This is a genomic window from Actinoallomurus liliacearum, assembly GCF_039542035.1.
In the GTDB taxonomy this organism is placed as follows: Bacteria; Actinomycetota; Actinomycetes; order Streptosporangiales; family Streptosporangiaceae; genus Actinoallomurus; species Actinoallomurus liliacearum.
Genome location: NZ_BAABHJ010000017.1, coordinates 219,212 through 243,983 on the forward strand (window position 1 = coordinate 219,212; position 24,772 = coordinate 243,983).

Consider the following 24,772-nt stretch of genomic DNA (forward strand, 5'->3'; position numbering starts at 1 on the left):
TCAGGACATCCCCGGAAGGAACTGGATGAACAAATCGATGATCTTGATGCCGATGAACGGCGCGATGATGCCGCCGAGCCCATAGACGTACAGGTTCCGCGACAGCAACTTCGACGCGCTGCTCGGGCGGTACTTCACGCCCCGCAGGGCAAGCGGGATCAGCGCGACGATGACGATCGCGTTGAAGATGACGGCCGACAGAATCGCCGACTGCGGACTGTGCAGCCGCATGATGTTGAGCTTGTCGAGACCGGGGTATACCGCCGCGAACATCGCGGGGATGATCGCGAAGTATTTGGCGATGTCGTTGGCGATCGAGAAGGTCGTCAGCGCACCGCGGGTGATCAGCAACTGCTTGCCGATCTCCACGATCTCGATGAGCTTCGTCGGGTTGGAGTCGAGGTCGACCATGTTGCCGGCCTCCTTGGCGGCCGACGTGCCGGTGTTCATGGCCACGCCGACGTCGGCCTGGGCGAGCGCGGGCGCGTCGTTGGTGCCGTCGCCGGTCATGGCCACGAGCTTGCCGCCCTGCTGCTCCTTCTTGATCAGCGCCATCTTGTCCTCGGGCTTGGCCTCGGCGAGGAAGTCGTCCACGCCGGCCTCGTCCGCGATGGCCTTGGCCGTCAGCGGGTTGTCCCCTGTGATCATCACGGTGCGGATGCCCATCCGGCGCATCTCGTCGAAACGCTCGCGCATGCCGGCCTTGACCACGTCCTTCAGGTGAATGACGCCGAGCACGTGCGCTCTCGTCGTCGCACCGTTCTCGCGGACGACCTCGCCGACCACAAGGGGTGTGCCGCCGCTGGCCGAGATCCCGTCCACGATGTGGCCGATCTCGCCGGTGGGATGGCCGCCGTTGTCGCGGACCCACTTCATCACCGCGGTCGCCGCGCCCTTGCGCAGCATCCGGGTCGTCTCACCCCCGTGGCTACGCCCCACCACCCCTGTCTCACCCCCGTGGCTACGCCCCACCACCCCTGTCTCACCCCCATGGCTGCGCCCCACCGCCCCCCGCTCCGGCACGCCGTCTCCGTCCAGGTCGACGCCGGACATGCGCGTCTGGGCGGTGAACTCGATCCATTCGGCGTGGTTCAGCTCGCCGGGCGTGCGCTCGCGCAGGCCGTACGTGGTCTTGGCGAAGACCACGATCGAACGGCCCTCAGGGGTCTCGTCGGCGAGGCTGGACAACTGCGCCGCGTCGGCGAGCACCTGCTCGCTCACCCCGTACACCGGAGTGAACGCTGCGGCCTGCCGGTTGCCCAGCGTGATGGTGCCGGTCTTGTCCAGCAGCAGCGTGTTGACGTCGCCGGCCGCCTCGACGGCACGGCCGCTCATCGCGAGGACGTTGCGCTGCACGAGCCGATCCATCCCGGCGATGCCGATCGCGCTCAGCAGCGCGCCGATCGTCGTCGGGATGAGGCAGACCAGCAGGGAGACCATGACGATTCCGGTGACGCCGTGCGCGTTCAGCGCGAGCGAGTCCGCCACGCCCGGCTGGTTCGTCTTGGAGAAGATCGCCAGCGGCTGCAGGGTCGCGACCGCCATCACGAAGATGATCGTCAGCGATACCAGCAGGATGTTGAGGGCGATCTCATTCGGGGTCTTCTGCCGGTTCGCGCCCTCGACCAGGGCGATCATCTTGTCGATGAAGCTCTCGCCCGGTCTCTGGGTGATCTTGACGATGATCTGGTCGGACAGCACCCTGGTGCCGCCCGTGACCGCGGACCGGTCACCGCCGGACTCGCGGATGACCGGCGCCGACTCGCCGGTGATCGCCGACTCGTCGACGCTGGCGATGCCCTCGACGACGTCCCCGTCGCCGGGGATGATCTGCCCGGCCTCGACGACCACGTGGTCGCCCTGCTGGAGCTGCGGCGCGGGCACCGGCTCCTCTTGGAGCCGCCGTCCGGGCGCCCAGTCGATCAGGCGACGCGCCATCGTGTCGGTCTTGGCCTTGCGCAGCGTGTCGGCCTGCGCCTTTCCCCGGCCCTCGGCCACCGCCTCGGCGAGGTTCGCGAAGACGACGGTCAGCCAGAGCCAGACCACGATCAGCCAGGCGAACCAGTCGGGCTTCGCGACCGCCAGGATCGTCGACCACACGGCGCCGATCTCGACGATGAACATGACCGGGTTGCGCCACATCGTGCGCGGATCCAGCTTCTTGACGGCGTTCGGCAGCGACGTGAGCAGTTGCTTGGGATCGAGGAGGCCGCCCTGGACACGCCCGCCTGACGGCTTCGACGGCTCCGGCGCCTCGGTGGGAGCTTCAGTGACCTGTGTGGACATCAGTGAATTCCTTCGGCCAACGGCCCGAGCGCGAGCGCCGGGAGGAACGTCAGGGCGACAAGGACGACCGTCACGCCGGCGACCATGCCGACGAACTGCGGACGGTGAGTGGGAAGGGTGCCCTCCGACGCCGGGGTGTGCCCCTGCCGGGCGAGAGACCCGGCCAGACCGAGTACGAAGATCATCGGCAGGAAGCGCCCGAAGACCATCGCCAGGCCAAGCGCGGTGTCGTACCAGGTCGTGTTCACCGTGATCCCGGCGAACGCCGATCCATTGTTGTTCGACGCCGAGGTGAAGGCGTACAGCACCTCCGACAGCCCGTGCGGACCGCTGTTGGCCATACCGGCCCGCTCGCCGGGCAGCGCCATCGCGAACGCGGTACCGACGAGCACGCAGATCGGGGTGATCAGGAAGTAGGTCGCCGCAAACTTGATCTCGCGGCTGCTGATCTTCTTACCGAGGTACTCGGGGGTGCGGCCGACCATCAGCCCGGCCACGAACACCGTGATCACCGCGAGGATCAGCATGCCGTACAGGCCCGAACCCGTGCCGCCCGGCGCGACCTCGCCCAGCATCATGTTGAACATCGTCATCATGCCGCCGAGGCTGGTGTAGGAGTCGTGGAAGGAATCCACCGCGCCGGTCGAGGTCAGCGTGGTGGCGTCCGCGAACGTCGCGGAGTTCGCCACCCCGAACCGCGCCTCCACGCCCTCCATGGATGAGCCGATCGCGGTCGGGACCGTGCCGTGGTGAGAGAGCTGGAAGTACGACAGGAGCGTCATGCTGATGATCGCGAGAGTGGCCATCACCGACACGATCGCGTAACCCTGCTTGTTGCTGCCGACCATGCGCCCGAACGTCCGGGGCAGGCTGAAGCTGATGATCAGCATCAGGAAGATCTCCAGCCAGTTGGTCCACGTCGTCGGGTTCTCGAACGGGTGGGCGGAGTTCGCGTTGTAGAACCCGCCGCCGTTGGTGCCGAGTTCCTTGATGACCTCCTGGCTCGCCACCGGGCCCCCGGTGATCGACTGCTTGGCGCCCGCGAGGGTCTGGATCGTGTGCGGGTCGTGGAAGTTCTGCACCGCGCCGCCGATCACGAGGATGACCGCGCCGATGAACGCGATCGGCAGCAGGATCCGCAGCGTGCCGCGGACCAGGTCGACCCAGAAGTTGCCGAGGCACTCGGTCCTCTTGCGCGCGAAGCCGCGGACCAGGGCGATCGCCACCGCCATGCCGACGGCGGCGGACACGAAGTTCTGCACCGCCAGGCCGGCCATCTGCACGAGGTGGCCCATGGTCGACTCACCGGAGTACGACTGCCAGTTGGTGTTCGTGGTGAAGCTGATGGCGGTGTTCCACGCCTGGTGCGTCATCACCGGCTTGAACCCCAGACTCAGCATCAGATGGTTCTGCAACCGCTGGAGACCATAGAGGAACAGCACCGACACCACCGAGAACGCCAGCACGCTCCGGGCGTAGGTGGCCCAGGTCTGCTCGGCCTCCGGATGCGCCCCGATCAACCGGTAGGTCAACCGCTCGACCCGGGAGTGTCGCGTACCGGTGTAGACCCGGTACATGTAGTCGCCCAGCGGCCGATAGACCAGGGCCAGAGCGAGCACCAGGGATCCCGTGAAGAGGATCCCGGCGACCGTCATGCTCATCAGAAACGCTCCGGGAAAAGTAGGGCGGCCACCAGGAAGACCGACAGGAGCACGGCCAGGATCAGCCCGACCACGTTCTCCACGCTCACAGTCGCTCGACCGCCCTCACGATGAGGCTGAACAGGGCGAAGATCGCCACTGTCAGCAGGATGTAGACCAGGTCAGCCATTTCTCTCGGTTCCTCTATTCGCTTCACGGGGATGACCGCCGTGCCGCCGAGCGCCGTCAAGGGTCGCGGCCTCGATCGGACCGCCGGTCCCCGTGGTCGGATCTGCCCGAAGGGCGGGCTCGTGGAAGTGGAAGTCGACCCACACCGGATCGGCTCGCCGGTAACGGCGTAGGGCATCGATCACCGTGTGCACCGAGGCCGCCAAGGCCCCGCCGAGGACGTACACCGCCGCGCGAACGATGTCGTCACTCCCTGTGATCCGGATGTACCCGAAGCGGTGCACGTCGAAGCCGGTGACGCACATCCACGCGACTCCGCCGAGCGCGGCACCGTCCACGATCCGGCTCTGCCATGCCCAGGCCACGACGGCCGCCGCGACGACCGCGAACGCGGCCTGCCACGGTAGCCCGGCCATTACGACGGCCAGAGCGAAGACGCAGCCGCTACCGCCGGCCAAAGACCATGCGGAGATGTCCAGGCGCGTCATCGCATCCTCCTTGAGCATGCCGACGGCATGCCCCGCCGGCCCCCACGTCGGGGCTACGGCAGGAGTAAACGCCCGATTTCCGGGGTTTCGGTCGCTATTGACGGAGTCTTAGCGCGCGCCCTCCGGGCCTTAACGGACTTCTAACGACCCCACCGGTACACGGCTTACGGCTCCGGCGTGACGAAAGCCGTAGGGCGATCAGTGCGACTCGCGGGCCACCTCGTCGCCCGAGGAACCGACCAGGAAGTCCTGGTCCGCGCCGGTGTCCGCGCCCATGACGGTGTCGACGTACAGCCGCTCCCAGCCGCGGAGCGGGCGGGCCACGCTCTCCAGCATGGCCCGCGAGGGTTCCCGGCGGTCCAGCTCCTCCTGCGGGATGTCCACGTCGATCCTGCGGTTCTCGACGTCCAGGACGATCGGATCGCCGGTCCGGACCCGGCCCAGCGGGCCGCCCGCCGCGGCCTCCGGCGAGACGTGCAGGACGACCGTGCCGTACGCCGTGCCGCTCATGCGGCCGTCGCAGACCCGGACCATGTCGCGGACGCCCTGCTTGAGGAGCTTCTCCGGCAGCGGCATGTTCGAGACCTCCGGCATGCCCGGGTAGCCCTTCGGGCCGCAGCCCCGCAGGACGAGCACGGAGTCCTCGTCGACGTCGAGGTCCGGGTCGTCCAGGCGGGCGTGCAGGTCCTCGATCGAGTCGAACACCACGGCGCGGCCCCGGTGGCGCATCAGGCGTGGGGAGGCCGCCGCGGGCTTGATGATGGCGCCGTCGGGCGCGAGGTTGCCGCGCAGCACGGCGATCCCGGCGGCGGGCCGCAGCGGCGACTCCCGGCCGCGGATGACCTCCGGGTCCCAGATCTCCGCGTCGCCGAGGTGGTCCACGAGCGGCCGCCCCGTGACGGTGAGCGCGGCGGGGTCGAGGAGGTCCTGAACCTGGCGGAGCACCGCGTGCAGGCCGCCCGCCCGGTGGAGGTCCTCCATCAGGAAACGGCCGGCGGGCTGCAGGTTCACGAGCAGCGGGACGTCCGCGCCGATCCGGTCGAAGTCGTCCAGGGTGAGGGGGACGCCGAGCCGGCCGGCGATGGCGAGCAGGTGGACGACCGCGTTGGTCGAGCCGCCGAGCGCCGCCAGCGCGACGATCGCGTTCCGGAACGATCCGATCGACAGCACGTCGCCGGGTCTGCGGCCCTCGTGCACCATCTCGACGGCCAGCCGGCCGGTATCGTGCGCCCGGGCGAGCAGGCGGCTGTCCGGCGCGGGCAGACCCGCGGTGCCGGGGAGCGTGGTGCCGAGCACCTCGGCGAGCAGGCCCATCGTGGAGGCCGTGCCCATCGTGTTGCAGTGGCCACGGCTACGGATCATGCAGGACTCGGACTCCAGGAAGTCGCGCTCGGACAGTTCGCCGGCGCGTACCTCCTCGCTGAGGCGCCAGACGTCGGTGCCACACCCGAGCGGCACGCCGCGGAACGTGCCGGACAGCATCGGCCCGCCGGGCACGACGACCGCGGGCAGGTTCACCGAGGCCGCCGCCATCAGCAGGGACGGGATCGTCTTGTCGCAACCGCCGAGCAGGACGACGCCGTCGACGGGATTGCCGCGCAGCATCTCCTCGGTCGCCATCGCGGCCATGTTGCGCCACAGCATCGCGGTCGGGCGCAACTGCGTCTCGCCCAGGGACACGACGGGCAGGTTCAGCGGGACGCCGCCGGCCTCCCACACGCCCTGCTTGACGCTCTCCGCCACCTCGTCCAGGTGGCTGTTGCAGGGGGTCAGGTCCGAGGCGGTGTTGGCGATGGCGATCTGCGGTCGCCCGTCGAAGGCGTGACCGGGCAGGCCCCGGCGCATCCACGCCCGGTGGATGTACGCGTTACGGTCCTGCCCCGAGTACCACTGTGAGCTGCGCAGAACAGACATGTTCCATCTCCTCGAACGGCAACCCAGTGCATGGAATCACATGGGGCCGCTCGGCGTCACCCACGGTCCGCCGCCCGTACGATCAGGAGCCCTCGCCCCACAGCCGGCGTACGGTCTCAAAGACCTTCTGGTTGTGGGAGATCTCGACGACGTTGCCGTCCGGGTCCTTCAGGGCGCAGATGTAGCCGACCGGGCCGGGCATGTCGCGCGGCTCCCAGTGCAGGCACCCGAGCTCCCGGGCGCGGTCGGCGAGCGCGTCGACGTCCTCCCGCCGCGGCACCTCGATGCCGAGGTGCGCGAACGGGGCGAGCAGCCCCAGCCTGCCGCCCCTGTCCTCGTTGAACGACACGAGGACCAGCACGAACGGCGTCTCGACCTGCTTGTCGTTGGACAACCACGCGCTCTCGCCGGCGGCGTCCGCGAAGCGTTCGACGACCACCAGGGGCGTGAGCGCCGTGTAGAACTCGATCGCCTTGTCGAGGTCCCCGGTCGGCAGCGCGACATGCGTCCAGCGGGCCTGCGTCAGAGCCGTCCCCATGGCGTCCTCCCGAGCACCGTCGCGAACCTGGCCGTCCCCCCAGGCTACGAATCCGCCTGTCGCGGGTCCACGCCCGCGCGCCCTCAGCGCGCCCCGACGAGCTCGGCCGGGTCGAAACTCAGCTCGAACGGTTCCGCCGACTTCAGGATCTCCCCCGCGTGCGCCGCGGCGATCTTCGCGTATCCCCGCCCGCGCAGTTCGTAGACGGTGACCTGTACGACGCCGGACAGCTCCACCTCGACGAAGAAGGGAATGCCGCCTTCCGCGTAGCGCTGAGACTTCCACGCGCGTCCGAACGCGGTGTTACCGGGACTGAGGATTTCGGCCACCATCGTCACGTCCGCGGCGTTCATACACGGGCCCGCGTCGGAGAGCGCGTCGGCCGATCCGACCATGACGTCCGGGATCAGAAGATCGGCCCCGAGTTGGAGGTTGACCTCGCGGTTCGCCTCAAGGCCGAGCGGCGCCGCGTCGTCGAAGAGCCTCTCCAGCCGTTTGGCGGCCCACTGATGCGGTTTCGGAGGCACGGGGGATACCACCAGTCTTCCTTCGAGGAGCTCCTGGCGCATGCCGTTCTCCGGCAGGGCCAGCACCTCCTCGATCGTCCAGCTCGTTCGGTAATGATCGGGCGGCACGGCAAACGCCTTCGTCATCGGTGGATCACCTCCGTACACGTCGCCAGTCTCGCACGCCGGCGAATCACTGTAAGCAACGACTCGGTTACAGACATCGAAAACGCGAAATCCCGCCCCCGGCCGGTGCCGGGGGCGGGATTCGGGGTCGGGTCAGCGGACCTCGGTGATCTCCGGGCCGCGCTCAAAAGGGTTGAACGGGGACCCGCCGTCCTCGCCGCCCTCCTGTTCCTGCTGGCCCATCGCCTGCTGGGCGCCGTCCGGCAGGGACAGCTCCAGCAGCTCACGGGGCGGCATCGGGGCGTCGCCACGGTTGACCACGATGTTGGCGAAGATCTCCTCGACGGCCCGCGCCTGCTCCGGGTCCTGCAGGGCGGCGCCCTGCACCACGCCGCGCAGGAACCAGCGGGGGCCGTCGACGCCGAGGAAGCGGACCGGCTGCCAGCCGAAGCCCTGCTCGGCGATCTCCGGCGGCACCTGATCCTTGAGCTCTTCCGGGATGGCGACCGGGACCATGGCGTGCAGCTCGGTGCCGAACGGCCCCTCGGCCTCCTGGGTCTCCCCCTGCGCCTGCTTGATCTCCTCGGCGATCTCCTGACGGAGCTCGTCCCACAGACCGCTCTTCTTCGGCGCGGCGAAGGCCTGAAGCTGCAGGCCGCTCTCACCGATCACGACGGTGACGGCGACGAAGTGCCCGCCTACGAGGTTGCCCTGCGCGTCCTGCTCGGCGTCCTCGATGTTGAGCTGGTGCTCGATCCCCTCGGCGATGGGCACCTGGAACGCGCCGAAGTCGACGCGCTCCACCTCTGGGATCGAGTCGGCCTCGGCGTCCCAAGGGCCGCCGTGGGACACTGCCGCGCTCTCCTGCTTCCCCTCGGACCCGGGCTCCTCGGCCTCGGATTCCTCGGCCGCGACGGTCTCCTCGTCGGTCGGCTCGAGGTTCTTCTCGGGCTCCTCGTCCCGACGACGGCGTCGAAACACGACTCACGCTCCTTCGTTGTGCTGTACGGCCACGTCCGCGGCGCGGCCCCCCACGGCTCCTGCGTACCCGCCCGTGGATCCGAAACCACCGTCTCCCCGGGCCGAGCCTGGCAGGACCTGGACCTCGTGGAAGACGGCCCGCTCGACGCGCTGGATGACCAGTTGCGCGATACGGTCGCCGCGCGTCAGCCGCACGGTGTGCTCGGTGTCGGTGTTCAGCAGGGTGACCTTGATCTCTCCCCGGTAGCCCGCGTCGACGGTGCCGGGCGCGTTCACGATCGTCACTCCCAATTTAGCCGCCAGCCCGGAGCGCGGGTGCACGAAGGCGGCGTAGCCGTCGGGGATGGCGATCGCGATCCCGGTCGGCACGAGTGCGCGGGCCCCGGGCGGCAGCTCGACGTCCACGGTGGTGACCAGGTCGGCCCCGGCGTCGCCCGGGTGGGCGTACGACGGCGCGGGCAGGCCGGGATCCAGCCGCTGGATGAGAACTTCCACAGTCAAGGGCTCCACCTCGTCGCGATCTTGATGGCGGCGCTCGCCTCGGCGCGCGTCACAGGCCGTGACACTACCGCCTGTGCGGCCCCGCGCCGATGAGCGCGGCGTGGCCGGTCACGGCTCCGCCGCGCGGTGCGGGACGCCGACGCCGCTACCGGCGCGGGGACGGTCCCCGCCCGGCTTCGCCCCGGCGCGCGGACGGGTCCGGCGCGGCGCCGCTCAGGAGGCGTCCGAGGACCGGTCGTCCGCCGCCCGATCCGCTGGTGGGTCGGACGATGACGCCTCGTCCGGCGCGATCGTCCCGGTACCCGCCCGCGCGTCACCGGACGGCGCGGTGTTCTTCCGGCTCCGGCCCAGCAGGGGGGCGCGGGCGGGGTGTTCCGTCGGGGACGCCCGGTCGTCGGCACCGCGCAGCGCGGGCCACGCCCGGTAGATGACCGCCGCCGTGGGGACCGCCACCGCCGCGCCGGGGATGCCGCCGACGACCGCGCCGACCGAGATCGCGATGATGATCCCCAGCGGGTGGAAGCGCACCCAGCGGCCGACGACGAGCGGCTGCAGGACGTGGCCCTCGAGCTGCTGCTCGAGGATCAGGATGCCGAGGAAGACCAGGGCGGCGACGAAGCCCTTGAAGCTGAAGACGACGAGAAAGGCCAGCGCCCCGGCGACCAGGATGCCGACGATCGGGATGAAGCTCCCGAAGAACACGATCACCGCCAGCGGCGCCACGAGCGGCACACCCATGATAATCAGCGTCACGGCGATGACGATCGCGTGGATGAGCGCGACGATCACCGTGCCGTGGACGTACTGCGACAGCGTCTCCCAGGCCGCGCGGCCCGCCCGGTCGATGCGGTCCCGGTACCGCCCCGTCCCGCTGATGAGCCAGCGCCAGATCCCCGGCCCGTCCTTCAGCAGGAAGAAGGTGACGAAGAACAGGAAGACGATGGCCGCGAGCACCTCGCCGGCGACGGTGGCGCCGGTGAAGGCCGTGCTGACCAGCTTGCCGCGCTGCTGCTGGATCTGGTTGAGCAACTGGTCCACGGCCGACTGGAGCTGGGAGTTCTTGAGGTGCAGCGGCCCGGTCACCAGCCAGTGCTGGAACTGGGTCGCCGTCCGCTGTATCCGCGTGACCAGGTGGGGGAACTGGTCGTTGGCCTGGATCCCGACGAACGTGCCCACGCCGCCGAGCACCCCGAGGGCGAGCAGCATCGTCAGCCAGGTCGCGGCGAGCGAGGGCATCCGGCGGCGCAGCCGGGCGGTGACGGGGTACAGCAGCGCGCACAGCAGCAGCGCGATGGCGCACGGCAGAACGACGAGCCGCAGCTTGTCCAGAATGCGCGCGACCGCGTAGATCACGATTCCGACGACGATCAGCCGCCAGCAGAACGCGGCCACGGTCGCCAGCGTCCGTGGCACTCCCGGATCCCGATCGCTCACTGTTCTCCTCCGGACCACGCCCTACCCGGACCACCGTCATCGACTCATTACCGAGCCGACGTCTTCGTGACCTGTCGTGTTCACACTGATGCACGATTGGCCACATTCGGGCATCCGTGCTCTGGTATCTCGCCAACAAGCCGAAATGCTCTTACGTTGTGTTAACCAAGACCCTCGCTAGGCGGGTCGGTCGAACGGGGAAGGGCTGCGTCATGGCGCACGGGGTGATACATAGGGCATTGGACGGCTATCGATTCCAGATCTCCGGCGATCTTGATCTTACTCTTCCTTTCACCTCCGTGACGCGGTACGCCGTGGACGGGAGGATCTACGAGCTGACCTCCGGCGACCACCAGGCGGCGTCCGCGTGGGCCGAGGATCTCGGCATTCGCCACTTCGACGATGAATTCTCGGTTCAGGGCGGCACACTTCGGACGACACGGGTGACCCATTATGACCAACGCGTCGGCCTGGAAGACCATCTCCTCGCCGTGATGTGGCAGGGTCGGAATTATTCACTGTTCGTCCCCATGTACAGCGCCAAGGCCGCCGACGCCGTACGCCTTTTCCAGCTTCTGCGGGTCACCGAGCATCAGGACGGCATCACGGCCGCCTCCCGGAATCCCAAGCGGGCGGGCATCGCCGAGCCGGCCGACGTGGCCAAGGAGATTCCAGGGATCGGCCTGCTCGAGATCACCGCGCTCACCAAGACGACCGCGCGGAGGCTCCCGGCGTGGTCGGGCGCGCAGGTGCACAGCGGGGAGTTGTTCCGCGACACGCTCGACGACGACACGACGTACTTCCTGCTCGCCACGTCGTCCGCGATGGTCACCGTGCTGCCGCACGAGTCCCGCCAGGCCGCCGCGGTGGCGAACCGGATCGGCGGGCTGCGCGTCGAGACCGTCGCCTGATGGCGGCGATGCTGACCGGTGTGTCGGCCGGGACGGTGGCGTTGATCCTGCTCGCGGGCTTCGCGGGCCATCTGCTGCATCCGCGTGTCCTGCCCGCCGCCCTGACCGCGCACCGCACGGTTCCCGCTCCGCTGATCTGGCCGGTGGCCGTCGCGGTCGGCGCGCTGGAGGGCGTCCTCGGTGCGGTCACCGGGTACGCGCTGCTGGCCGGACGGCCCCGGGCGCTGACGCTGGGCGCGACCGGCAGCGCCCTGCTGTTCGTGGCCTACGCGCTGTACGGGCTGTACGTCCTGCGCACCCGGCCGAGCGGGCGGGGACGACGCGGCGACCGCGTGGCGGGTGCGGAGAACCGGGCCGTGCCGTGCGGCTGCTCGGCCGACGACACCCCCATGAGCGGCTGGGTGGCCGGGCGGGCCGCGGCGCTCGCACTGGCGTCGGTGACCGCGTCGGCCGGCGCCGGTTCGGCCATCGCCTCGCACGGAGTGCATGTGGCGCTCGTGGGCCTGTCGTCCGTAACGTTCGCGGTGCTGCTGTGGTCGCTGCCGGCGGCCATGGCCGACCCCGAAAGGAGCGTCGCCGGATGACCTTCGAGACCACGGCCCTGCTGGTGACCTGGGTGGCCATCCTCCTGCTCGCCCTCGTGGTGGCCGGGCTGGTCCGCCAGGTACACCACCTGACCAAGGGGCCCCGCACGCCCGACGACGGCCTGACCACGGGCATGACCGCGCCGGCTCTGGCCCGGCTCGCGCCCGAGCCGGGCCGCCCGACGCTGCTGTTGTTCCTCGGCGCGGAGTGCCCGGCCTGCCACGACGTCTTCGAGGAGGCGCTGGGCCAGACCGAGGCACCGCCGATCCGCGCGCTGTTCTTCGACGACGCCCTCGACGTGACCCCGCCGGACAACATGGTGGTCCTGGCGGATCAGGGCGATCTGTTCCAGGAGTACCAGGTCCCGGCCACGCCGTACGCCGTGCTCGTCGGCTCGGACGGGCGGATCCGGACGGCCGAGCCGGTCGGCTCGGTGCGCGCGCTGCACGGGCTGATCGTGCAGGCCGGCGGCCGGGTCGTGGAAGCAGGCGCGCCCGTGCCGCCGATCACCGACGCGGACACGGCGACCGTGTGAGAGAGAACGGGGAGGATGCCCGATGCTCGAACTCGACGACATTCCCATGCTGAGCGGCCCGCGGCCCGAGGGCGCCCGGCGGGCCGCCCGGCGGATCCCGCATGCGACGGCCGAGGGGGTGGCGCGCCGGTCCATGCTGGGCGGCGCGCTGGCCGCCGGCACGACCGTCGGCCTGTCCGCGCTCGGGGTCTTCGCCCCCGCGCGCAAGGCCCTCGCCGCCGGCTACACCCTGACGCCGGGCTACTACGACATCTACGGCACGTGCCCGGCGTACGCCGCGCCGTTCGACTGCTCCCCCGGCTGCGGGCCGAGCACCGTGCTGTCCAGCGCCTGCCGGACGAGCGGCAAGTACAAGGGGTACCACCGCTCCGGGGTCTCCGATCCAGGGCGGTTCAAGCTCCGTCCCAACCAGTGCTACGCGGGCAAGTACGACGGCTGGATCTGGGCGTACGCCCATAAGTGCGGCAGTTGCACCAAGTCGGTGACCTGGCGCTGCCACGACGGCTGGAAGAAGAGCGCGGCGGGGCACTGGTACAAGACCGTCTGCCGGTGGGCCCTTGCCTGCGCCAAGTGAGACGCGGCCGGCCGGCCGGCTGCGCCGGGGGCTGACCGAGCCGCTGCTGCCGTTCGCCGCGCTGGCCCTGCTGGCCGTCGCGGCGGCGGCCGCACAGCGGACCGTGCTGTGCTGGGCGTCGGTCGGGGCGCTGGCCGGATACTCGCTGTCCGGCTCGGTTTGAACGCGTAACAGCGACTTCGTGCTGTTCTCGCCAGGTTGGCGGGCTCACGTACGGCAGGGCGAGGTCCTGGCCGTCTTCTCCCTCGGGCTGCTCCTCGGGGGCACGCTCAGCGCCACCGTGCTGTGGCTGCTGTCCGGTCTCACGGCGCCGCTGCCCCGGGCCGTGCGGATCGGGGCAGTCCTGGTGATCGCGGTGGCGGGCGTGGCGCGCGAGGCCGGCTGGATCCGCGTGCCGCTCCCCCAGAACGCCCGGCAGATCCCCCGCGAGGTGCTGCAGAGCCGGATCCGGCGCGGTTCGCTGCAGTTCGGCTTCGAACTGGGCACCGGGGTGCGCACGTACGTCTCGGCGAGCGCGCCGTACGTCGTCGCGCTCGGGCTCGTGCTGGCGCACCAGGGGCCGCTCGCGACGATCCTGACCGGCACCGGCTTCGGCGTCGGCCGGGCGGTCACCGCGACCGCCCGGTACGCCAGCCGGCACGACGAGTGGGACGACCGCCGCGTCACCCGGATGCCGATCCTGACCAACGCGATCGGCGTCGCCGTCCTGCTCGCCCTCGCCCTCCTGTACGGCTAGGACGCCAGCGTCACGTCGACGGTGAAGCCCTCCTCCGGGGATGCCGGGTCGAGCGCCAGGTCGGCGATCCGGCCGGCGGCCCGCAGGTCGGCCACGGCGAGGCGGGCGACGTCCGCGCCGCGGACCACCGCCCGCTCGACGTCGGCGCGCATCGAGACCTTCGCTGTCGACTTGGCCTTGCGGACCTGCCGGAGGACGTCGGAGGTGGCGGTGAGGACCGCGGCGTCGCCGCCCGCCGGGGCGTCGGCGATCGGCCAGGCGGCCCGGTGCACGGAGCCGTCCCGCCACCACGACCAGACCTCTTCGGTGACGTAGGGCAGGATCGGCGCGAACAGCCGCAGGACCACCGACAGCGCCTCGCGCAGCGCCGCCCGGGCGGAGACCGCCCCCTGGCCGGGTTCGCCGTCCGGCCCGCCGTAGGCGCGGGCCTTGACCAGCTCCAGGTAGTCGTCGCACAGGTCCCAGAAGAACCGTTCGGTGCGCTCGAGGGCACGCGTGTAGTCGTACGCCTCGAAGGCGGCCGTGGCCTCGCGGACGGTCTCGGCCAGCGTCGCCAGCATCGCCAGGTCCAGCGGCTCCGTCACGGACGCGCCGGGCGGGACGTCGCCGAGGCCGAGCACGAACTTCGAAGCGTTGAGGATCTTGATGGCGAGCCGGCGGCCGATCTTGATCTGGCCCGTGTCGAACGCCGTGTCCGTGCCGAGCCGGCCGTTCGCGGCCCAGTAGCGCACCGCGTCGGCGCCGTGCTGGACGAGGAGGTCCATCGGCGTGACGACGTTGCCCTTGGACTTGGACATCTTCTTGCGGTCCGGGTCGAGGATCCAGCCGGACAGCGCGGTGTCGGTCCAGGGCAGCGAGTCGTGCTCCAGGTGCGCCCGCACGACGGTGGAGAACAGCCAGGTGCGGATGATGTCGTGCGCCTGGGGCCGCAGGTCGTACGGGAAGACCCGGCCGAAGAGGTCCGGGTCCCGCTCCCAGCCGCCGGCGAGCTGCGGCGTCAGCGACGAGGTCGCCCAGGTGTCCATGACGTCCGGGTCGGCCATGAAGCCGTGCGGCTTGCCGCGCTGGTCCTCGGTGCGGCCCGGAGGGGCGTCGGAGGAGGGGTCGACCGGCAGCGCGTCCTCCGGCGGCGTGATCGGCCGGTCGTAGATCGGCTCGCCGTCGCCGTCGAGGGGGTACCAGACCGGGATCGGCACGCCGAAGAACCGCTGCCGGGAGATCAGCCAGTCGCCGGCCAGCCCCTCGACCCAGTTGTCGTACCGCCCCTTCATGTACGGCGGGTGCCAGGTCAGCTCGGCACCGCGGGCCAGCAGCCGGTCGCGCAGCTCCGGGTCGCGCCCGCCGTTGCGGATGTACCACTGGCGGGTGGTGACGATCTCGAGCGGCTTGCTGCCCTTCTCGTAGAACTTCACCGGGCGGGTGAGGGGCCGCGGCTCGCCGTCGAGGTCGCCGGACGCGCGCAGCAGCTCGACGACGCGCTCGCGGGCCGAGTGCGCGGTCAGCCCGGCCAGCTCGGCGTACGGCTCCGGGGCGACGCCGGCCGGCGGGTCGGGCAGGATCCGGCCGTTCCAGTCGATGATCGCGCGGGTCGGGAGGTGCAGCTCCCGCCACCACGTCACGTCGGTCAGGTCACCGAACGTGCAGATCATCGCGATGCCGGACCCCTTGTCCGGCTCGGCGAGGCGGTGCGCGACGATCGGCACCTCGACGCCGAACAGCGGCGTCCGCGCCGTGGTGCCGAACAGCTCGCGGTAGCGCTCGTCGTCCGGGTGGGCCACCAGCGCGACGCAGGCGGGCAGCAGCTCCGGCCGGGTCGTCTCGATGTACACCGGACGCCCGGCGGAACCGTGGAAGCGGATCCGGTGGAACGCGCCGGGCTGCTCGCGGTCCTCCAGCTCGGCCTGGGCGACCGCGGTGCGGAACGTGACGTCCCACAGGGTCGGGGCCTCGGAGACGTACGCCTCGCCACGTGCCAGGTTGCGCAGGAACGCCCGCTGGGCGGCGGCGCGGGCGGGCGCGCCGATCGTCGTGTAGAGCAGGGACCAGTCCACCGACAGCCCGACGCGGCGCCAGACGTCCTCGAAGGCCTTCTCGTCGATCCGGGTCAGCCGGTCGCACAGCTCGACGAAGTTGCGCCGGGACACCGGGATCTGCCGGCCGGGCTTGTCCGGGGGTTCGAACGCCGGGTCGTAGGGCAGGGACGGGTCACATCGGACGCCGAAGTAGTTCTGCACCCGGCGCTCGGTGGGCAGGCCGTTGTCGTCCCAGCCGATCGGGTAGAAGACCTCGCGGCCGCGCATCCGCTGGAAACGGGCGATCGTGTCGGTATGTGTGTATGAGAAGACGTGACCGACGTGCAGGGAGCCGCTGACGGTGGGCGGCGGCGTGTCGATCGAGTAGATCTCCGAGCGCGCCTTCGATCGGTCGAAGCGGTAGGTGCCGCGCTCGTCCCAGAGTACGGCCCATTTCTCCTCGAGACCGTCGAGGGTGGGCTTCTCCGGCGGGCGTGGCTTGTCTGTCATGGCGCCCATGGTATTGGCGGCGACGGCGGAGTCGGGCCTCGTCAGGTGATCGCCTGTGAGAGGGTCGGAACATCGACAGAACCGGAAATCACACTGGTAACGCGGGAGAGGGAGAACGCATGCCGGACAAGGGAGAGCTGGGCTGGCGGCTGGTGGCCGGCGCGGCGGCCTTCGGCGCCGGGTTCGCGGCCCGGAAGGCGATCACGTTCGGGTGGAAACGGGCCATCGGCAAGGAGCCGCCGACCAACCCGGAGTCGCCGGAGGTCGAGCTGAAGGAGGCGATCGCCTGGGCCGTCGTCATGGGCGTCGGCATGGAGGTCGCGCGGCTGCTGGCCACCCGCGCCGCCGCGAACCGCTGGCACAAGAGCACGGGCGAGCTGCCCGCCGCGCTGCGCACGGCGGTCGACAAGGCCAAGAGCGTCGCCTGAGCGAGGTCGCGCCCGGCGCCCCACGGACCGACCGGGGGCGCCGTTCTCATCCGGTGACTCGATCCACCACGCGCCGCGCCGAAGTACGGCGACGGCCGTCGCATGGACGACCGGGTGGTCGAGGCGCCGCCGGGGTGTCGACGAGGAGGGGGACGGGGCGGCGGATCAGGCCGGGTCTTCGTCGGCGCCCGGCCGGGGCGCGGGGGCGCCGATGGCGCGGCGGAGGTCCTTGCGCACGGTGTCGGCCAGCCGCCTGGTGGCCGTGCGGTTGAGGGTGCCGCCGGCGACGGCGCCGGTCAGGAAGGGGCCCATCGTGGTCAGGTGCCGGCCGAGTGTGCGCATGAGGCGCTTGCGCAGGCCGGTTCTGGCCGCCAGGCCGAGCGCGGCGGCGACGCTGCCGGGCTGCAGCGGGTCGAAACCCCGCTGCTGGGCCCAGAGCTGCAGGAAGACCGCGCCCCGGGCCGTACCGCTGCCGGGCACCTGCACGCCGTAGACCTCGTGCAGCTCGGCGATCAGCTTGACCTCGATCGCGGCGACCGCGACGGTCTCCGCCACGATCTGGGCGGGCGCGGACAGCAGGAGCGGCGGTGTGACGAACTCCACCGCCGCCAGCGCGCCTCCGGTGGCGCCGACCGCGGTCGTGGCGCGCTGCGCGGCGCGCACGAGGGAGTCGGCCAGCCGCTCCCCGGTGAGGCCCTGGTGGTGGGCGCGGAGGGTCTGCAGGTCACGGACGGGGATGTGCGGGCCGATCTCCGCGACGACGTCCGTCAGCCAGCGTCCGCGCGCGAGACCCGCGGCGCGCGCCCGGCGGGCTCTCGCCGCCAACAGGCGGGCGAGCCGGCCGAGCAGGCGCCCGCGGGTCCCGTTATCGATCTCATCGTCGGACAATCGGCCGACCAGCTCCGCCATTTCCTGGCCGAGCCGGTCATCACCGTCTTCCCTACGGGCGAGCTCTCCCTCGGACACGGGTGAACCCGGCGTCAGGCGGCGCACTCGCGGCAGATCAGCTGACCGTTCTTCTCCTCTGCCAGCTGGCTGCGGTGGTGCACGAGGAAGCAGCGGGCGCAGGTGAACTCGTCCGCCTGGCGCGGCAGAACGCGGAGGCTCAGCTCCTCGTTCGACAGGTCCGCACCCGGCAGCTCGGTCACCTCACCGGCGTCCAGGTCCTCGTCGATGACACCCGTGCTCTTGTCCGCCCGGCGTGCCTGCAGCTCCTGCAGGCTGTCCTCGTTGAGGTCATCATCAGTCTTGCGTGGGCTGTCGTAGTCGGTGGCCATCTTCTGTCTCCATCCCCCTCGGTCCTTAGTTATGCGCCCCGTCGCGCGGGTCTAACGCTCGGGAGGCTCATCTTGTGCCCGATCCGGGCGGGAAATTCTGTCACGGGATTTGACCCCGAACACGCAAGGCGCGTCGTATCACTCCGTGACTCCTCTCACCGCGCTTCCGAGATGTCCGATGTGGCGTAAATCACACGGCCCATGGCGAAGCGGTGACAGCCCTCCGCCGTGAACCGGATGATGACGGCGAACGTCACAGGTAACGCGATATGGTTTCCCGCCTGTACGGACCTGGCGGGTGCACAGGATAAGGGTTGTGGGAAGGGGTCACACATGCCGGATGCCGCTCCCCTGGAGCCGGGCGATCCGGCCGCGCTGGGGCAATATCAGGTAGTCGGAAGGCTCGGAGAGGGCGGCCAGGGCGCGGTCTTCCTCGGTCGGTCCCCGTCGGGGGACCCAGTGGCGATCAAGCTGCTGCACGAGCAGATGAACTCCGACTCCTCTGCCCGGACGCGGTTCGCGCGCGAGGCCGAGGCGGCGCAGAAGGTCTCGGCGTTCTGCACCGCGCGGGTCCTGGACTACGACCTGAACGGCCGGCCGCCCTACATCATCAGTGAGTTCATCGACGGCCCGCCGCTGTACGACGTGGTCCTTCAGGAGGGCCCTTTCGAGGGGGCGGCACTCGAGCGCCTGGCGATCGGCACGGCGACCGCGCTCGCGGCCATTCACGAGGCCGGCATCGTCCACCGCGATTTCAAACCGAACAACGTTCTCCTGGCGTCCGACGGCCCGCGCGTGGTCGACTTCGGCATCGCCCGGTCCGTGGACTCCCAGCAAAGTTCGGTGACGGCGACCGGGATGGTGGTCGGCACGCCCGGGTATCTCGCCCCGGAGCAGCTCACCGGTGAGCCGCTGATGCCGTCCGTGGACATCTTCGCGTGGGGCGCCACCATGGTCTTCGCGGCGACCGGGCGGTCGCCGTTCGAGGCCGAGACGCTCCCGATCATCATCAACCGGATCCTCAACGAGGAGCCGGACCTGTCCCGGCTGCACGGCACGATGCGCGAGCTGGTCGCCGCCGCCCTGGACAAGAATTCACGCCGCCGCCCCGCAGCGCACCAGCTCCTGCTGCGGCTGCTGGGCCAGGTCGGCGCGGCGCCCGGTCCGGCGGCCGACCGGAACGACCTGCTCGACAAGGGCACCCAGATCGCCGCGCAGCTGCCGCCGCCTCCGCCGATCACGACCCCGCCGCCGATGATGCACCCGGGCCCCTCGACCCCGCCGCCGATGCATCCCGGCCCGGCCACGCCGCCCCCGATGATGCACCCGGGCCCGGCGACGCCGAACCCGATGATGCGGCCGGGACCCCAGACGCCTCCGCCCTGGCAGGGGCAGGGCCGGCCGACGCACCCGCAGGGGGCGCCGTACGTCCCGCCGCGTCCCCAGAAGAAGAGCAGTAACGCCCCGCTCTTCGTCGGCCTCGGCTGCGTCGTCGCGCTGCTGCTGGTGATCGGCCTGCCGATCGCCATCGGGGCCGGCCTGCTGGACAAGGTCAACAAGGACCGGTTGCCGGAGGGCTTCGAGGGGAGCTGGGGCGGCAAGGGCATACCGACGAGCAACGTGGCCTTCGGCACCAGCCAGTCGCACGAGATCGACCTCACGCTCTACCGCCTCATCAAATCGGGCAACGTCCGGTACGAGACCTGCTCCGGCAGCCTGGACAACCCGCAGATCTCCGACGACGGCAAGCAGGTGACGTTCCAGCAGACCCTCACGTCGTTCGGGACCAACCAGTGCCTGTCCCCCTCGTCCGTGACTCTGACCCTGAGCGGCTCGTCGATGACCTGGCAGATGAGCCAGACCGCCGGCGGCGCTCCGCTCGCCAGCGGCACCCTCACCAAGCAGTAGGCCCCCGAACCCGTCCGAGGGAGGACGCCCATGCCCGGAAGCCCGCTACGAGCCGGTGATCCGGAACGCGTGGGCGCCTACGGCCTGGCCGGCCGCCTCGGCGAGGGCGGCCAGGGGGTCGTCTACCTCGGCGAGGCGCCGGACGGCCGGCAGGTCGCGGTCAAGCTCCTGCACGCGCAGTTCAGCGGGGACACGAAGGTACGGGCCCGGTTCGCCGGGGAGCTGGCCAGCGCCAAGCGCGTGGCGCCGTTCTGCACGGCCCAGATCCTCGACGCCGACGTCGAGGGCGACACGCCCTACCTCGTCAGCGAGTACATCGACGGTCCGTCGCTGCGCCAGGTCGTCGACGCGGAGGGGCCCCGCTGGGGCGCTTCACTGCAGCGCCTGGCCATCGGCACGGTCACCGCGCTGGCGGCGATCCACGAGGCCGGGATCGTCCACCGTGATTTCAAGCCGTCGAACGTCCTGCTCGCCTCCGACGGCCCACGGGTGATCGACTTCGGCATCGCCCGAGCCCTGGACGCCACCGGCACCCTGTCGAGCACGGCGGTGGGCACGCCGTCGTACATGTCGCCCGAGCAGATCTCCGGGCACGTCGTCGGCCCGGCGACGGACGTGTTCGCGTGGGCCTGCACGATGGTGTTCGCCGCGACGGGCTCGCCGCCGTTCGGCCAGGACTCCATCCCCGCCGTGATGAACCGCATCCTGAACCAGGAGCCGTACCTCGGGATGCTGACCGGGCCGCTCCGGGAGATCGTCACGGCCTGCCTGGTGAAGGACCCCGCGCGGCGGCCCACCGCCCAGCAGGTCCTGCTGCGCCTGCTCAGCCACGAGGGCGTGGTCCTGCCGGGCGCCGGTGCGCCCGCGCCCACCACGATTCTGCAGGAGGGCGCGCAGGTCGCGGCCGAAGGCGCGCCGTCCGGCGGATGGGCGTCCCCGGGGCCGTACGCCCCGCCGAGCGACACCCCGCCACCGGGCCCCTACGCCCCGCCGAGCGACACCCCACCGCCCGGCCCGTACGCCCCGGCGGGCGACACTCCGCCGCCGGGCCCCTATGGCACCGACCGGCCGGCCGGTCCCTACCCGGGCGACACGCCGCCGTACGGCCGCGGGCCCGACACGGCGCCACCCGGCCCGTACGGACCGACGGCGCCGTACGGCCCGTACGGGCCCGCCGGGGACCCGCCGACGACGCCCGCCCGGCGGCGCACCCGGCCCGGCGTCGTCGCGGCCGTCGCCGCGGGCGCGGTCGTGCTGATCGCGACGAGCGCGGTGGCGGCGGTCCAGCTCCTGCCCCACCACCGCTCGAACCCGCGCCCCAGCCCGACGGACGCCCTGGCGGGCCGGACCGGCGGCGGCTTCCGGATGGCGATGTACTCTCCGGACGCCATCGACCCGTCCAACGCCGTGCTCACCTCGGACGTGTTCGCCGCCGAGAACCTCTTCACCGGCCTGACCACGATCCGGCCCGACGGCTCCGTCGCCCAGGCGCTCGCCACGAAGATGACGCCGAACACCGGCTGCACCGAGTGGGACTTCACGATCAAGCAGGGCACCACCTTCACCGACGGGAGCGCCGTCGACGCCGCCGCCTTCGTCCGCGGCTGGAACCGCGCCGCCCGCGGCACGGGCATGGGCTACCTCATGACCGAGATCAAGGGGTACCCGGACGTCGTCGCGGGCCGGAGCAAGACGATGCAGGGCGTCGTGGCGGAGGGCGCCGGGACGCTCCGGGTGACCCTGACCAAGGCCGACTGCGACTTCGCCATGCGGGTCGCCACCCCGCCGTTCGCGCCGGTCCCGGCGTCCGCCGGGGAGCCCACGAACACCGCCTTCAACAACAACCCCGTCGGCAACGGCCCGTTCCGGGTGAGCCAGTACACCCCCAACCAGCGGCTGAGCCTCGTCCGCAACGCGGGCTACACCCTGGCCAGGCCCAAACTCGACACGGTCGACGTCACCTTCGTCTCCGACCTCAACCAGGCGCTGACCGGCTTCGACGCCGGGCAGTACGACTGGGCCCAGGTCGAGGGGACCACGGTGAACAGCGCCCGCGCCCGGCACACCGCGGACCACAAGCTGATCCAGGTCGCCTCGACCACCATGACGTACCTGATGCCGCTCACGGACCAGGGGCCGATGAAGTCCAAGGAGGCGCGGCTCGCCGTCTCCTACGCCCTGGACCGCAAGGCCCTGGCCGCCGCGATGGGCCAGGGCTACACCCCGGCGACCTCTCTGGTCCCGCCCGCGGTCCCCGGCGCCTATGTGGGCGGCTGCACCGCCTGCACGACCGACATCGGGAAGGCCAAGTCCCTGGCCGACCAGGCCGGGCTCGGCTCGGGCGCCAAGGTGACCCTCACCATCGCGAACCAGCCCGCCTATCTGCAGCTCGCGACGCTGGTGCAGAGCCAGCTGAGGACGGCGCTGGGCTGGAACGTCCAGTTGCGGACCCTGCCGACCGCCGAGTTCTACAAGGACATGGCCGGCAAGAACCCGCAGGGCCTGTACCGGCTGTCCTGGGCCGCCGACTATCCCTCGGCCGAGAGCGTGCTCGACGCCCTGCTGGCCGGTGACAACATCCAGCGCAAGAGCGACGGCTCCACCACCGGGACCAACTACGCGCGCTACAACAGCCCGGCCTTCGACACCGCGCTGAACAGCGCCCGCGCCACCTCCGACTCGACCCAGCGCGCCCAGCGGCTCCGGGCGGCGGAGAAGATCGCGCTCGACGACATGGCCTACATCCCGCTGTACTCCAACGCGACGTTCCGGGTCGCGAACACCGCGTCCTTCGTCGGCATGGACCTGGACTACACCGGCTTCCCGGTGCTCACCACGGCCGCGCACAAGTGAGAGCGCCGGCCGGGGCCGCCCGCCGGTGGGGCCCCGGTCAGGCGAGCGGCAGCCGTACGGTCACGATCAGGCCGCCGTCCTCGCGCGGCGTGGCGATCACCGTCCCGCCGTGCGCGCCGACCACCGACCGCACGATGGACAGGCCCAGACCCGCGCCCTTGGACGACTCGATCCGGTCGGTGTTGAGCCGCCGGAACGGCTCGAACAGGCTCTGCACCTCGTAGGCGGGCACCACCGGGCCGGTGTTCTCCACCTGGCAGGTGGCCCACCCGTCCAGGACGCCGGTGCGGACGACGACCATCCCGTCGTCGACGTTGTGGCGGATCGCGTTGTCGACGAGGTTCGACACGAGGTGCTCGAGCAGCACCGGGTCCCCCACCGTCGGAGCCTCGGTGAGCTCCGGCTTGACGTCGATGTCCGGCCGGTCCGTCCGGACCGCCGTCTTGAGCACCGTGGAGGCGACCTCGCCCAGGTCCACCGCCGTGCGGGTCGTCAGCTCACGCTCACTGCGGGCCAGGAGGAGCAGTCCCTCGATCAGGCGTTCGTGGCGGGCGTTGTTCGCCAGGAGGGTCTTGCCGACCGTCTTCATGTCCTCCGACGCCTCGGGGTCGGTGACCGCGACCTCCAGGAGGGTCCGGTTGATGGCGAGCGGCGTGCGCAGCTCGTGCGAGGCGTTGCTGACGAACCGCCGCTGCGTGTCGAACGCCTGGCTGAGGCGGTCGAGCATGGCGTCGAACGTGTCGGCCAGCTCCTTGATCTCGTCCTCGGGGCCCTGCATGGCGATCCGCTGGTGCATGGTGCTCTCGGAGAGCCTGCGCGCGGTGACCGTGACCTTCTGCAGCGGCGCGAGCGCCCGGTCGGCGACGAACCAGCCGAGTGCCAGCGCGATCAGCCCGACTCCGAGCAGGGCGAACGCCGACTGCACGATCAGCCGGTGCTGCACCCCGTCGATGAAGGCCCGCCGGATGGCGCTGGCCTGCTGCTGGGTGATGCCGCCCGGCTCGGCGGGCTGCACGGCGAACGGCAGGTTCTCCAAAATGTTGGTGACCAGGACGTACGCGACCGTCAGCAGCAGGAACCCCGCGGCGAAGAACAGCCCGCCGTACAGGAGCGTGAGCCGCAGCCGCACCGTCATGCGACGCGGCAGCGAGCCGGGCGAAGGGATCAAAGACGGTACCCCGCGCCCGGGACCGTCTCGATGACCTGCGGTTCGCCGAGTTTCTTGCGAAGCGTCATCATGGTCACCCGCACCACGTTGGTGAACGGATCGATGTTCTCGTCCCACGCCTTCTCCAGCAGGTGCTCGGCGCTGACGACGGTGCCCTGGGCGCGCATCAGCACCTCGAGGACGGCGAACTCCTTGGGCGTCAGGTCGACCGGGCGGCCGTCTCGGGTGACGGCGCGGCGCGCGGGATCCAGCCGCACGCCGGCGCGCTCGAGCACGGGCGGCAGCGGCGGCGCGGAACGTCGGCCCAGTGCGCGGATCCGGGCGATCAACTCGGCGAACGCGAACGGCTTGGCCAGGTAGTCGTCGGCTCCGATCGACAGGCCCTCGACCTTGTCCTCCAGCTCGCCCGCCGCGGTCAGCATGAGGACCCGTACCGTGGCCCCGTCGGCGACGAGGCTCCGGCAGACCTCGTCGCCGTGGACCCGCGGTAGATCGCGGTCCAGCACGACCACGTCGTAGTCGTTGACGCTGGTCCGCTCCAGCGCGCTGGCGCCGTCGTACGCGACGTCGACGGCCATCGCCTCGCGCCGCAGCCCGGTGGCGATGGTGTCGGCGAGTACGCGCTCGTCCTCGACGACCAGGACTCTCACCCTGTTTCCACCCCCTGGAAGG

At 70.9% G+C, this 24,772-nt stretch carries 24 protein-coding genes; 9 read left to right on the forward strand and 15 right to left on the reverse strand.

Annotated elements, in window-relative coordinates:
• From kdpB to ABD978_RS24730, 10 genes are all read right to left on the reverse strand, one after another.
• Positions 1 to 2,286, reverse strand: coding sequence for a potassium-transporting ATPase subunit KdpB (gene kdpB, locus ABD978_RS24685; protein WP_345358999.1), 2,286 nt, complete (start codon positions 2,284 to 2,286; stop codon positions 1 to 3).
• Positions 2,286 to 3,947 carry a potassium-transporting ATPase subunit KdpA gene (kdpA, locus tag ABD978_RS24690; protein ID WP_345359002.1) on the reverse strand — a complete coding sequence of 554 codons (1,662 nt, stop codon included), beginning with the start codon at positions 3,945 to 3,947 and terminating at the stop codon, positions 2,286 to 2,288. The genes kdpB and kdpA overlap by 1 nt, the downstream gene beginning before the upstream one ends.
• A complete protein-coding gene (gene kdpF, locus ABD978_RS24695) occupies positions 3,947 to 4,036 on the reverse strand; it encodes a K(+)-transporting ATPase subunit F (protein WP_345359005.1) in 90 nt (29 codons plus the stop codon). Before kdpF ends, kdpA begins: the two co-directional genes overlap by 1 nt.
• A 72-nt stretch (positions 4,037 to 4,108) precedes the next feature.
• Positions 4,109 to 4,603, reverse strand: coding sequence for a hypothetical protein (locus tag ABD978_RS24700; RefSeq protein WP_345359008.1), 495 nt, complete (start codon positions 4,601 to 4,603; stop codon positions 4,109 to 4,111).
• 198 nt (positions 4,604 to 4,801) lie between these two features.
• Positions 4,802 to 6,517 carry an IlvD/Edd family dehydratase gene (locus ABD978_RS24705; protein WP_345359011.1) on the reverse strand — a complete coding sequence of 572 codons (1,716 nt, stop codon included), beginning with the start codon at positions 6,515 to 6,517 and terminating at the stop codon, positions 4,802 to 4,804.
• Between the two features lie 82 nt (positions 6,518 to 6,599).
• The gene (locus ABD978_RS24710; protein WP_345359014.1) at positions 6,600 to 7,055 is read right to left on the reverse strand and encodes a VOC family protein; all 456 of its coding nucleotides are present in this window, start codon (positions 7,053 to 7,055) and stop codon (positions 6,600 to 6,602) included.
• Positions 7,056 to 7,138: 83 nt separating this feature from the next.
• Positions 7,139 to 7,708 carry a Uma2 family endonuclease gene (locus ABD978_RS24715; RefSeq protein ID WP_345359017.1) on the reverse strand — a complete coding sequence of 190 codons (570 nt, stop codon included), beginning with the start codon at positions 7,706 to 7,708 and terminating at the stop codon, positions 7,139 to 7,141.
• A gap of 132 nt (positions 7,709 to 7,840) precedes the next feature.
• Positions 7,841 to 8,668 carry a DUF3710 domain-containing protein gene (locus ABD978_RS24720; RefSeq protein ID WP_345359020.1) on the reverse strand — a complete coding sequence of 276 codons (828 nt, stop codon included), beginning with the start codon at positions 8,666 to 8,668 and terminating at the stop codon, positions 7,841 to 7,843.
• Positions 8,669 to 8,671: 3 nt separating this feature from the next.
• On the reverse strand, positions 8,672 to 9,169 hold the full coding sequence (gene dut / locus ABD978_RS24725) for a dUTP diphosphatase (protein ID WP_345359023.1): 498 nt from the start codon (positions 9,167 to 9,169) through the stop codon (positions 8,672 to 8,674).
• A 213-nt stretch (positions 9,170 to 9,382) separates the two neighbouring features.
• Positions 9,383 to 10,603 (reverse strand): AI-2E family transporter, encoded by a 1,221-nt coding sequence (locus ABD978_RS24730; RefSeq protein ID WP_345359026.1) that lies wholly within the window; start codon positions 10,601 to 10,603, stop codon positions 9,383 to 9,385.
• A gap of 299 nt (positions 10,604 to 10,902) precedes the next feature.
• Here ABD978_RS24730 and ABD978_RS24735 point away from each other — a divergent pair, with 299 nt between their 5' ends.
• Genes ABD978_RS24735 through ABD978_RS24760 form a run of 6 tightly spaced genes read left to right on the forward strand, consistent with a single transcriptional unit; the run spans position 10,903 to position 13,944 of the window.
• Positions 10,903 to 11,514, forward strand: a complete 612-nt coding sequence (locus ABD978_RS24735; RefSeq protein ID WP_345359029.1) for a hypothetical protein — start codon at positions 10,903 to 10,905, stop codon at positions 11,512 to 11,514.
• On the forward strand, positions 11,514 to 12,098 hold the full coding sequence (locus ABD978_RS24740; RefSeq protein ID WP_345359032.1) for a MauE/DoxX family redox-associated membrane protein: 585 nt from the start codon (positions 11,514 to 11,516) through the stop codon (positions 12,096 to 12,098). Before ABD978_RS24735 ends, ABD978_RS24740 begins: the two co-directional genes overlap by 1 nt.
• Positions 12,095 to 12,634, forward strand: coding sequence for a thioredoxin domain-containing protein (locus ABD978_RS24745; RefSeq protein ID WP_345359035.1), 540 nt, complete (start codon positions 12,095 to 12,097; stop codon positions 12,632 to 12,634). Before ABD978_RS24740 ends, ABD978_RS24745 begins: the two co-directional genes overlap by 4 nt.
• 22 nt (positions 12,635 to 12,656) lie before the next feature.
• Positions 12,657 to 13,208, forward strand: a complete 552-nt coding sequence (locus ABD978_RS24750; RefSeq protein WP_345359038.1) for a hypothetical protein — start codon at positions 12,657 to 12,659, stop codon at positions 13,206 to 13,208.
• Positions 13,192 to 13,371 carry a hypothetical protein gene (locus tag ABD978_RS24755; protein WP_345359041.1) on the forward strand — a complete coding sequence of 60 codons (180 nt, stop codon included), beginning with the start codon at positions 13,192 to 13,194 and terminating at the stop codon, positions 13,369 to 13,371. The genes ABD978_RS24750 and ABD978_RS24755 overlap by 17 nt, the downstream gene beginning before the upstream one ends.
• A gap of 18 nt (positions 13,372 to 13,389) precedes the next feature.
• Entirely contained in the window at positions 13,390 to 13,944 is a 555-nt protein-coding gene (locus ABD978_RS24760; RefSeq protein ID WP_345359044.1) for a hypothetical protein, read from the forward strand.
• On the opposite strand, the gene valS is transcribed toward ABD978_RS24760, so the two are convergent.
• Complete coding sequence (gene valS, locus ABD978_RS24765) at positions 13,941 to 16,466, reverse strand: valine--tRNA ligase (protein WP_345359047.1); 2,526 nt, start codon at positions 16,464 to 16,466, stop codon at positions 13,941 to 13,943. The genes ABD978_RS24760 and valS overlap by 4 nt on opposite strands.
• Before the next feature lie 119 nt (positions 16,467 to 16,585).
• On the opposite strand from valS, the gene ABD978_RS24770 reads away from it, so the two are divergent.
• Positions 16,586 to 16,894, forward strand: coding sequence for a DUF4235 domain-containing protein (locus ABD978_RS24770; protein ID WP_345359050.1), 309 nt, complete (start codon positions 16,586 to 16,588; stop codon positions 16,892 to 16,894).
• Between the two features lie 165 nt (positions 16,895 to 17,059).
• On the opposite strand, the gene ABD978_RS24775 is transcribed toward ABD978_RS24770, so the two are convergent.
• Positions 17,060 to 17,860: a hypothetical protein gene (locus ABD978_RS24775; RefSeq protein ID WP_425550755.1), complete on the reverse strand. Its 801-nt coding sequence runs from the start codon at positions 17,858 to 17,860 to the stop codon at positions 17,060 to 17,062.
• Positions 17,861 to 17,874: 14 nt separating this feature from the next.
• Entirely contained in the window at positions 17,875 to 18,171 is a 297-nt protein-coding gene (locus ABD978_RS24780; RefSeq protein ID WP_329240019.1) for a DUF4193 domain-containing protein, read from the reverse strand.
• 333 nt (positions 18,172 to 18,504) lie between these two features.
• Here ABD978_RS24780 and ABD978_RS24785 point away from each other — a divergent pair, with 333 nt between their 5' ends.
• Together ABD978_RS24785 and ABD978_RS24790 are read left to right on the forward strand one after the other, a co-directional pair.
• On the forward strand, positions 18,505 to 20,079 hold the full coding sequence (locus ABD978_RS24785) for a serine/threonine protein kinase (protein WP_345359062.1): 1,575 nt from the start codon (positions 18,505 to 18,507) through the stop codon (positions 20,077 to 20,079).
• A gap of 30 nt (positions 20,080 to 20,109) precedes the next feature.
• Positions 20,110 to 22,932, forward strand: a complete 2,823-nt coding sequence (locus ABD978_RS24790) for an ABC transporter substrate-binding protein (protein ID WP_345359065.1) — start codon at positions 20,110 to 20,112, stop codon at positions 22,930 to 22,932.
• Between the two features lie 37 nt (positions 22,933 to 22,969).
• On the opposite strand, the gene ABD978_RS24795 is transcribed toward ABD978_RS24790, so the two are convergent.
• Positions 22,970 to 24,100 carry a sensor histidine kinase gene (locus ABD978_RS24795; RefSeq protein WP_345359068.1) on the reverse strand — a complete coding sequence of 377 codons (1,131 nt, stop codon included), beginning with the start codon at positions 24,098 to 24,100 and terminating at the stop codon, positions 22,970 to 22,972.
• Positions 24,097 to 24,750, reverse strand: a complete 654-nt coding sequence (locus ABD978_RS24800; protein WP_345359071.1) for a response regulator transcription factor — start codon at positions 24,748 to 24,750, stop codon at positions 24,097 to 24,099. The genes ABD978_RS24795 and ABD978_RS24800 overlap by 4 nt, the downstream gene beginning before the upstream one ends.
• Positions 24,751 to 24,772 lie beyond the last annotated feature (22 nt).

Coding starts and splice junctions, on each gene's coding strand:
- ABD978_RS24705 (WP_345359011.1), bottom strand. CDS start 6,517: ATGTCTGTTCTGCGCAGCTCACAGTGGTACTCGGGGCAGGACCGTAAC.
- valS (WP_345359047.1), bottom strand. CDS start 16,466: ATGACAGACAAGCCACGCCCGCCGGAGAAGCCCACCCTCGACGGTCTC.
- kdpA (WP_345359002.1), bottom strand. CDS start 3,947: ATGAGCATGACGGTCGCCGGGATCCTCTTCACGGGATCCCTGGTGCTC.
- ABD978_RS24785 (WP_345359062.1), top strand. CDS start 18,505: ATGCCGGATGCCGCTCCCCTGGAGCCGGGCGATCCGGCCGCGCTGGGG.
- ABD978_RS24780 (WP_329240019.1), bottom strand. CDS start 18,171: ATGGCCACCGACTACGACAGCCCACGCAAGACTGATGATGACCTCAAC.
- kdpB (WP_345358999.1), bottom strand. CDS start 2,286: ATGTCCACACAGGTCACTGAAGCTCCCACCGAGGCGCCGGAGCCGTCG.
- ABD978_RS24740 (WP_345359032.1), top strand. CDS start 11,514: ATGGCGGCGATGCTGACCGGTGTGTCGGCCGGGACGGTGGCGTTGATC.
- ABD978_RS24770 (WP_345359050.1), top strand. CDS start 16,586: ATGCCGGACAAGGGAGAGCTGGGCTGGCGGCTGGTGGCCGGCGCGGCG.
- ABD978_RS24750 (WP_345359038.1), top strand. CDS start 12,657: ATGCTCGAACTCGACGACATTCCCATGCTGAGCGGCCCGCGGCCCGAG.
- ABD978_RS24715 (WP_345359017.1), bottom strand. CDS start 7,708: ATGACGAAGGCGTTTGCCGTGCCGCCCGATCATTACCGAACGAGCTGG.
- ABD978_RS24745 (WP_345359035.1), top strand. CDS start 12,095: ATGACCTTCGAGACCACGGCCCTGCTGGTGACCTGGGTGGCCATCCTC.
- ABD978_RS24790 (WP_345359065.1), top strand. CDS start 20,110: ATGCCCGGAAGCCCGCTACGAGCCGGTGATCCGGAACGCGTGGGCGCC.
- ABD978_RS24700 (WP_345359008.1), bottom strand. CDS start 4,603: ATGACGCGCCTGGACATCTCCGCATGGTCTTTGGCCGGCGGTAGCGGC.
- ABD978_RS24710 (WP_345359014.1), bottom strand. CDS start 7,055: ATGGGGACGGCTCTGACGCAGGCCCGCTGGACGCATGTCGCGCTGCCG.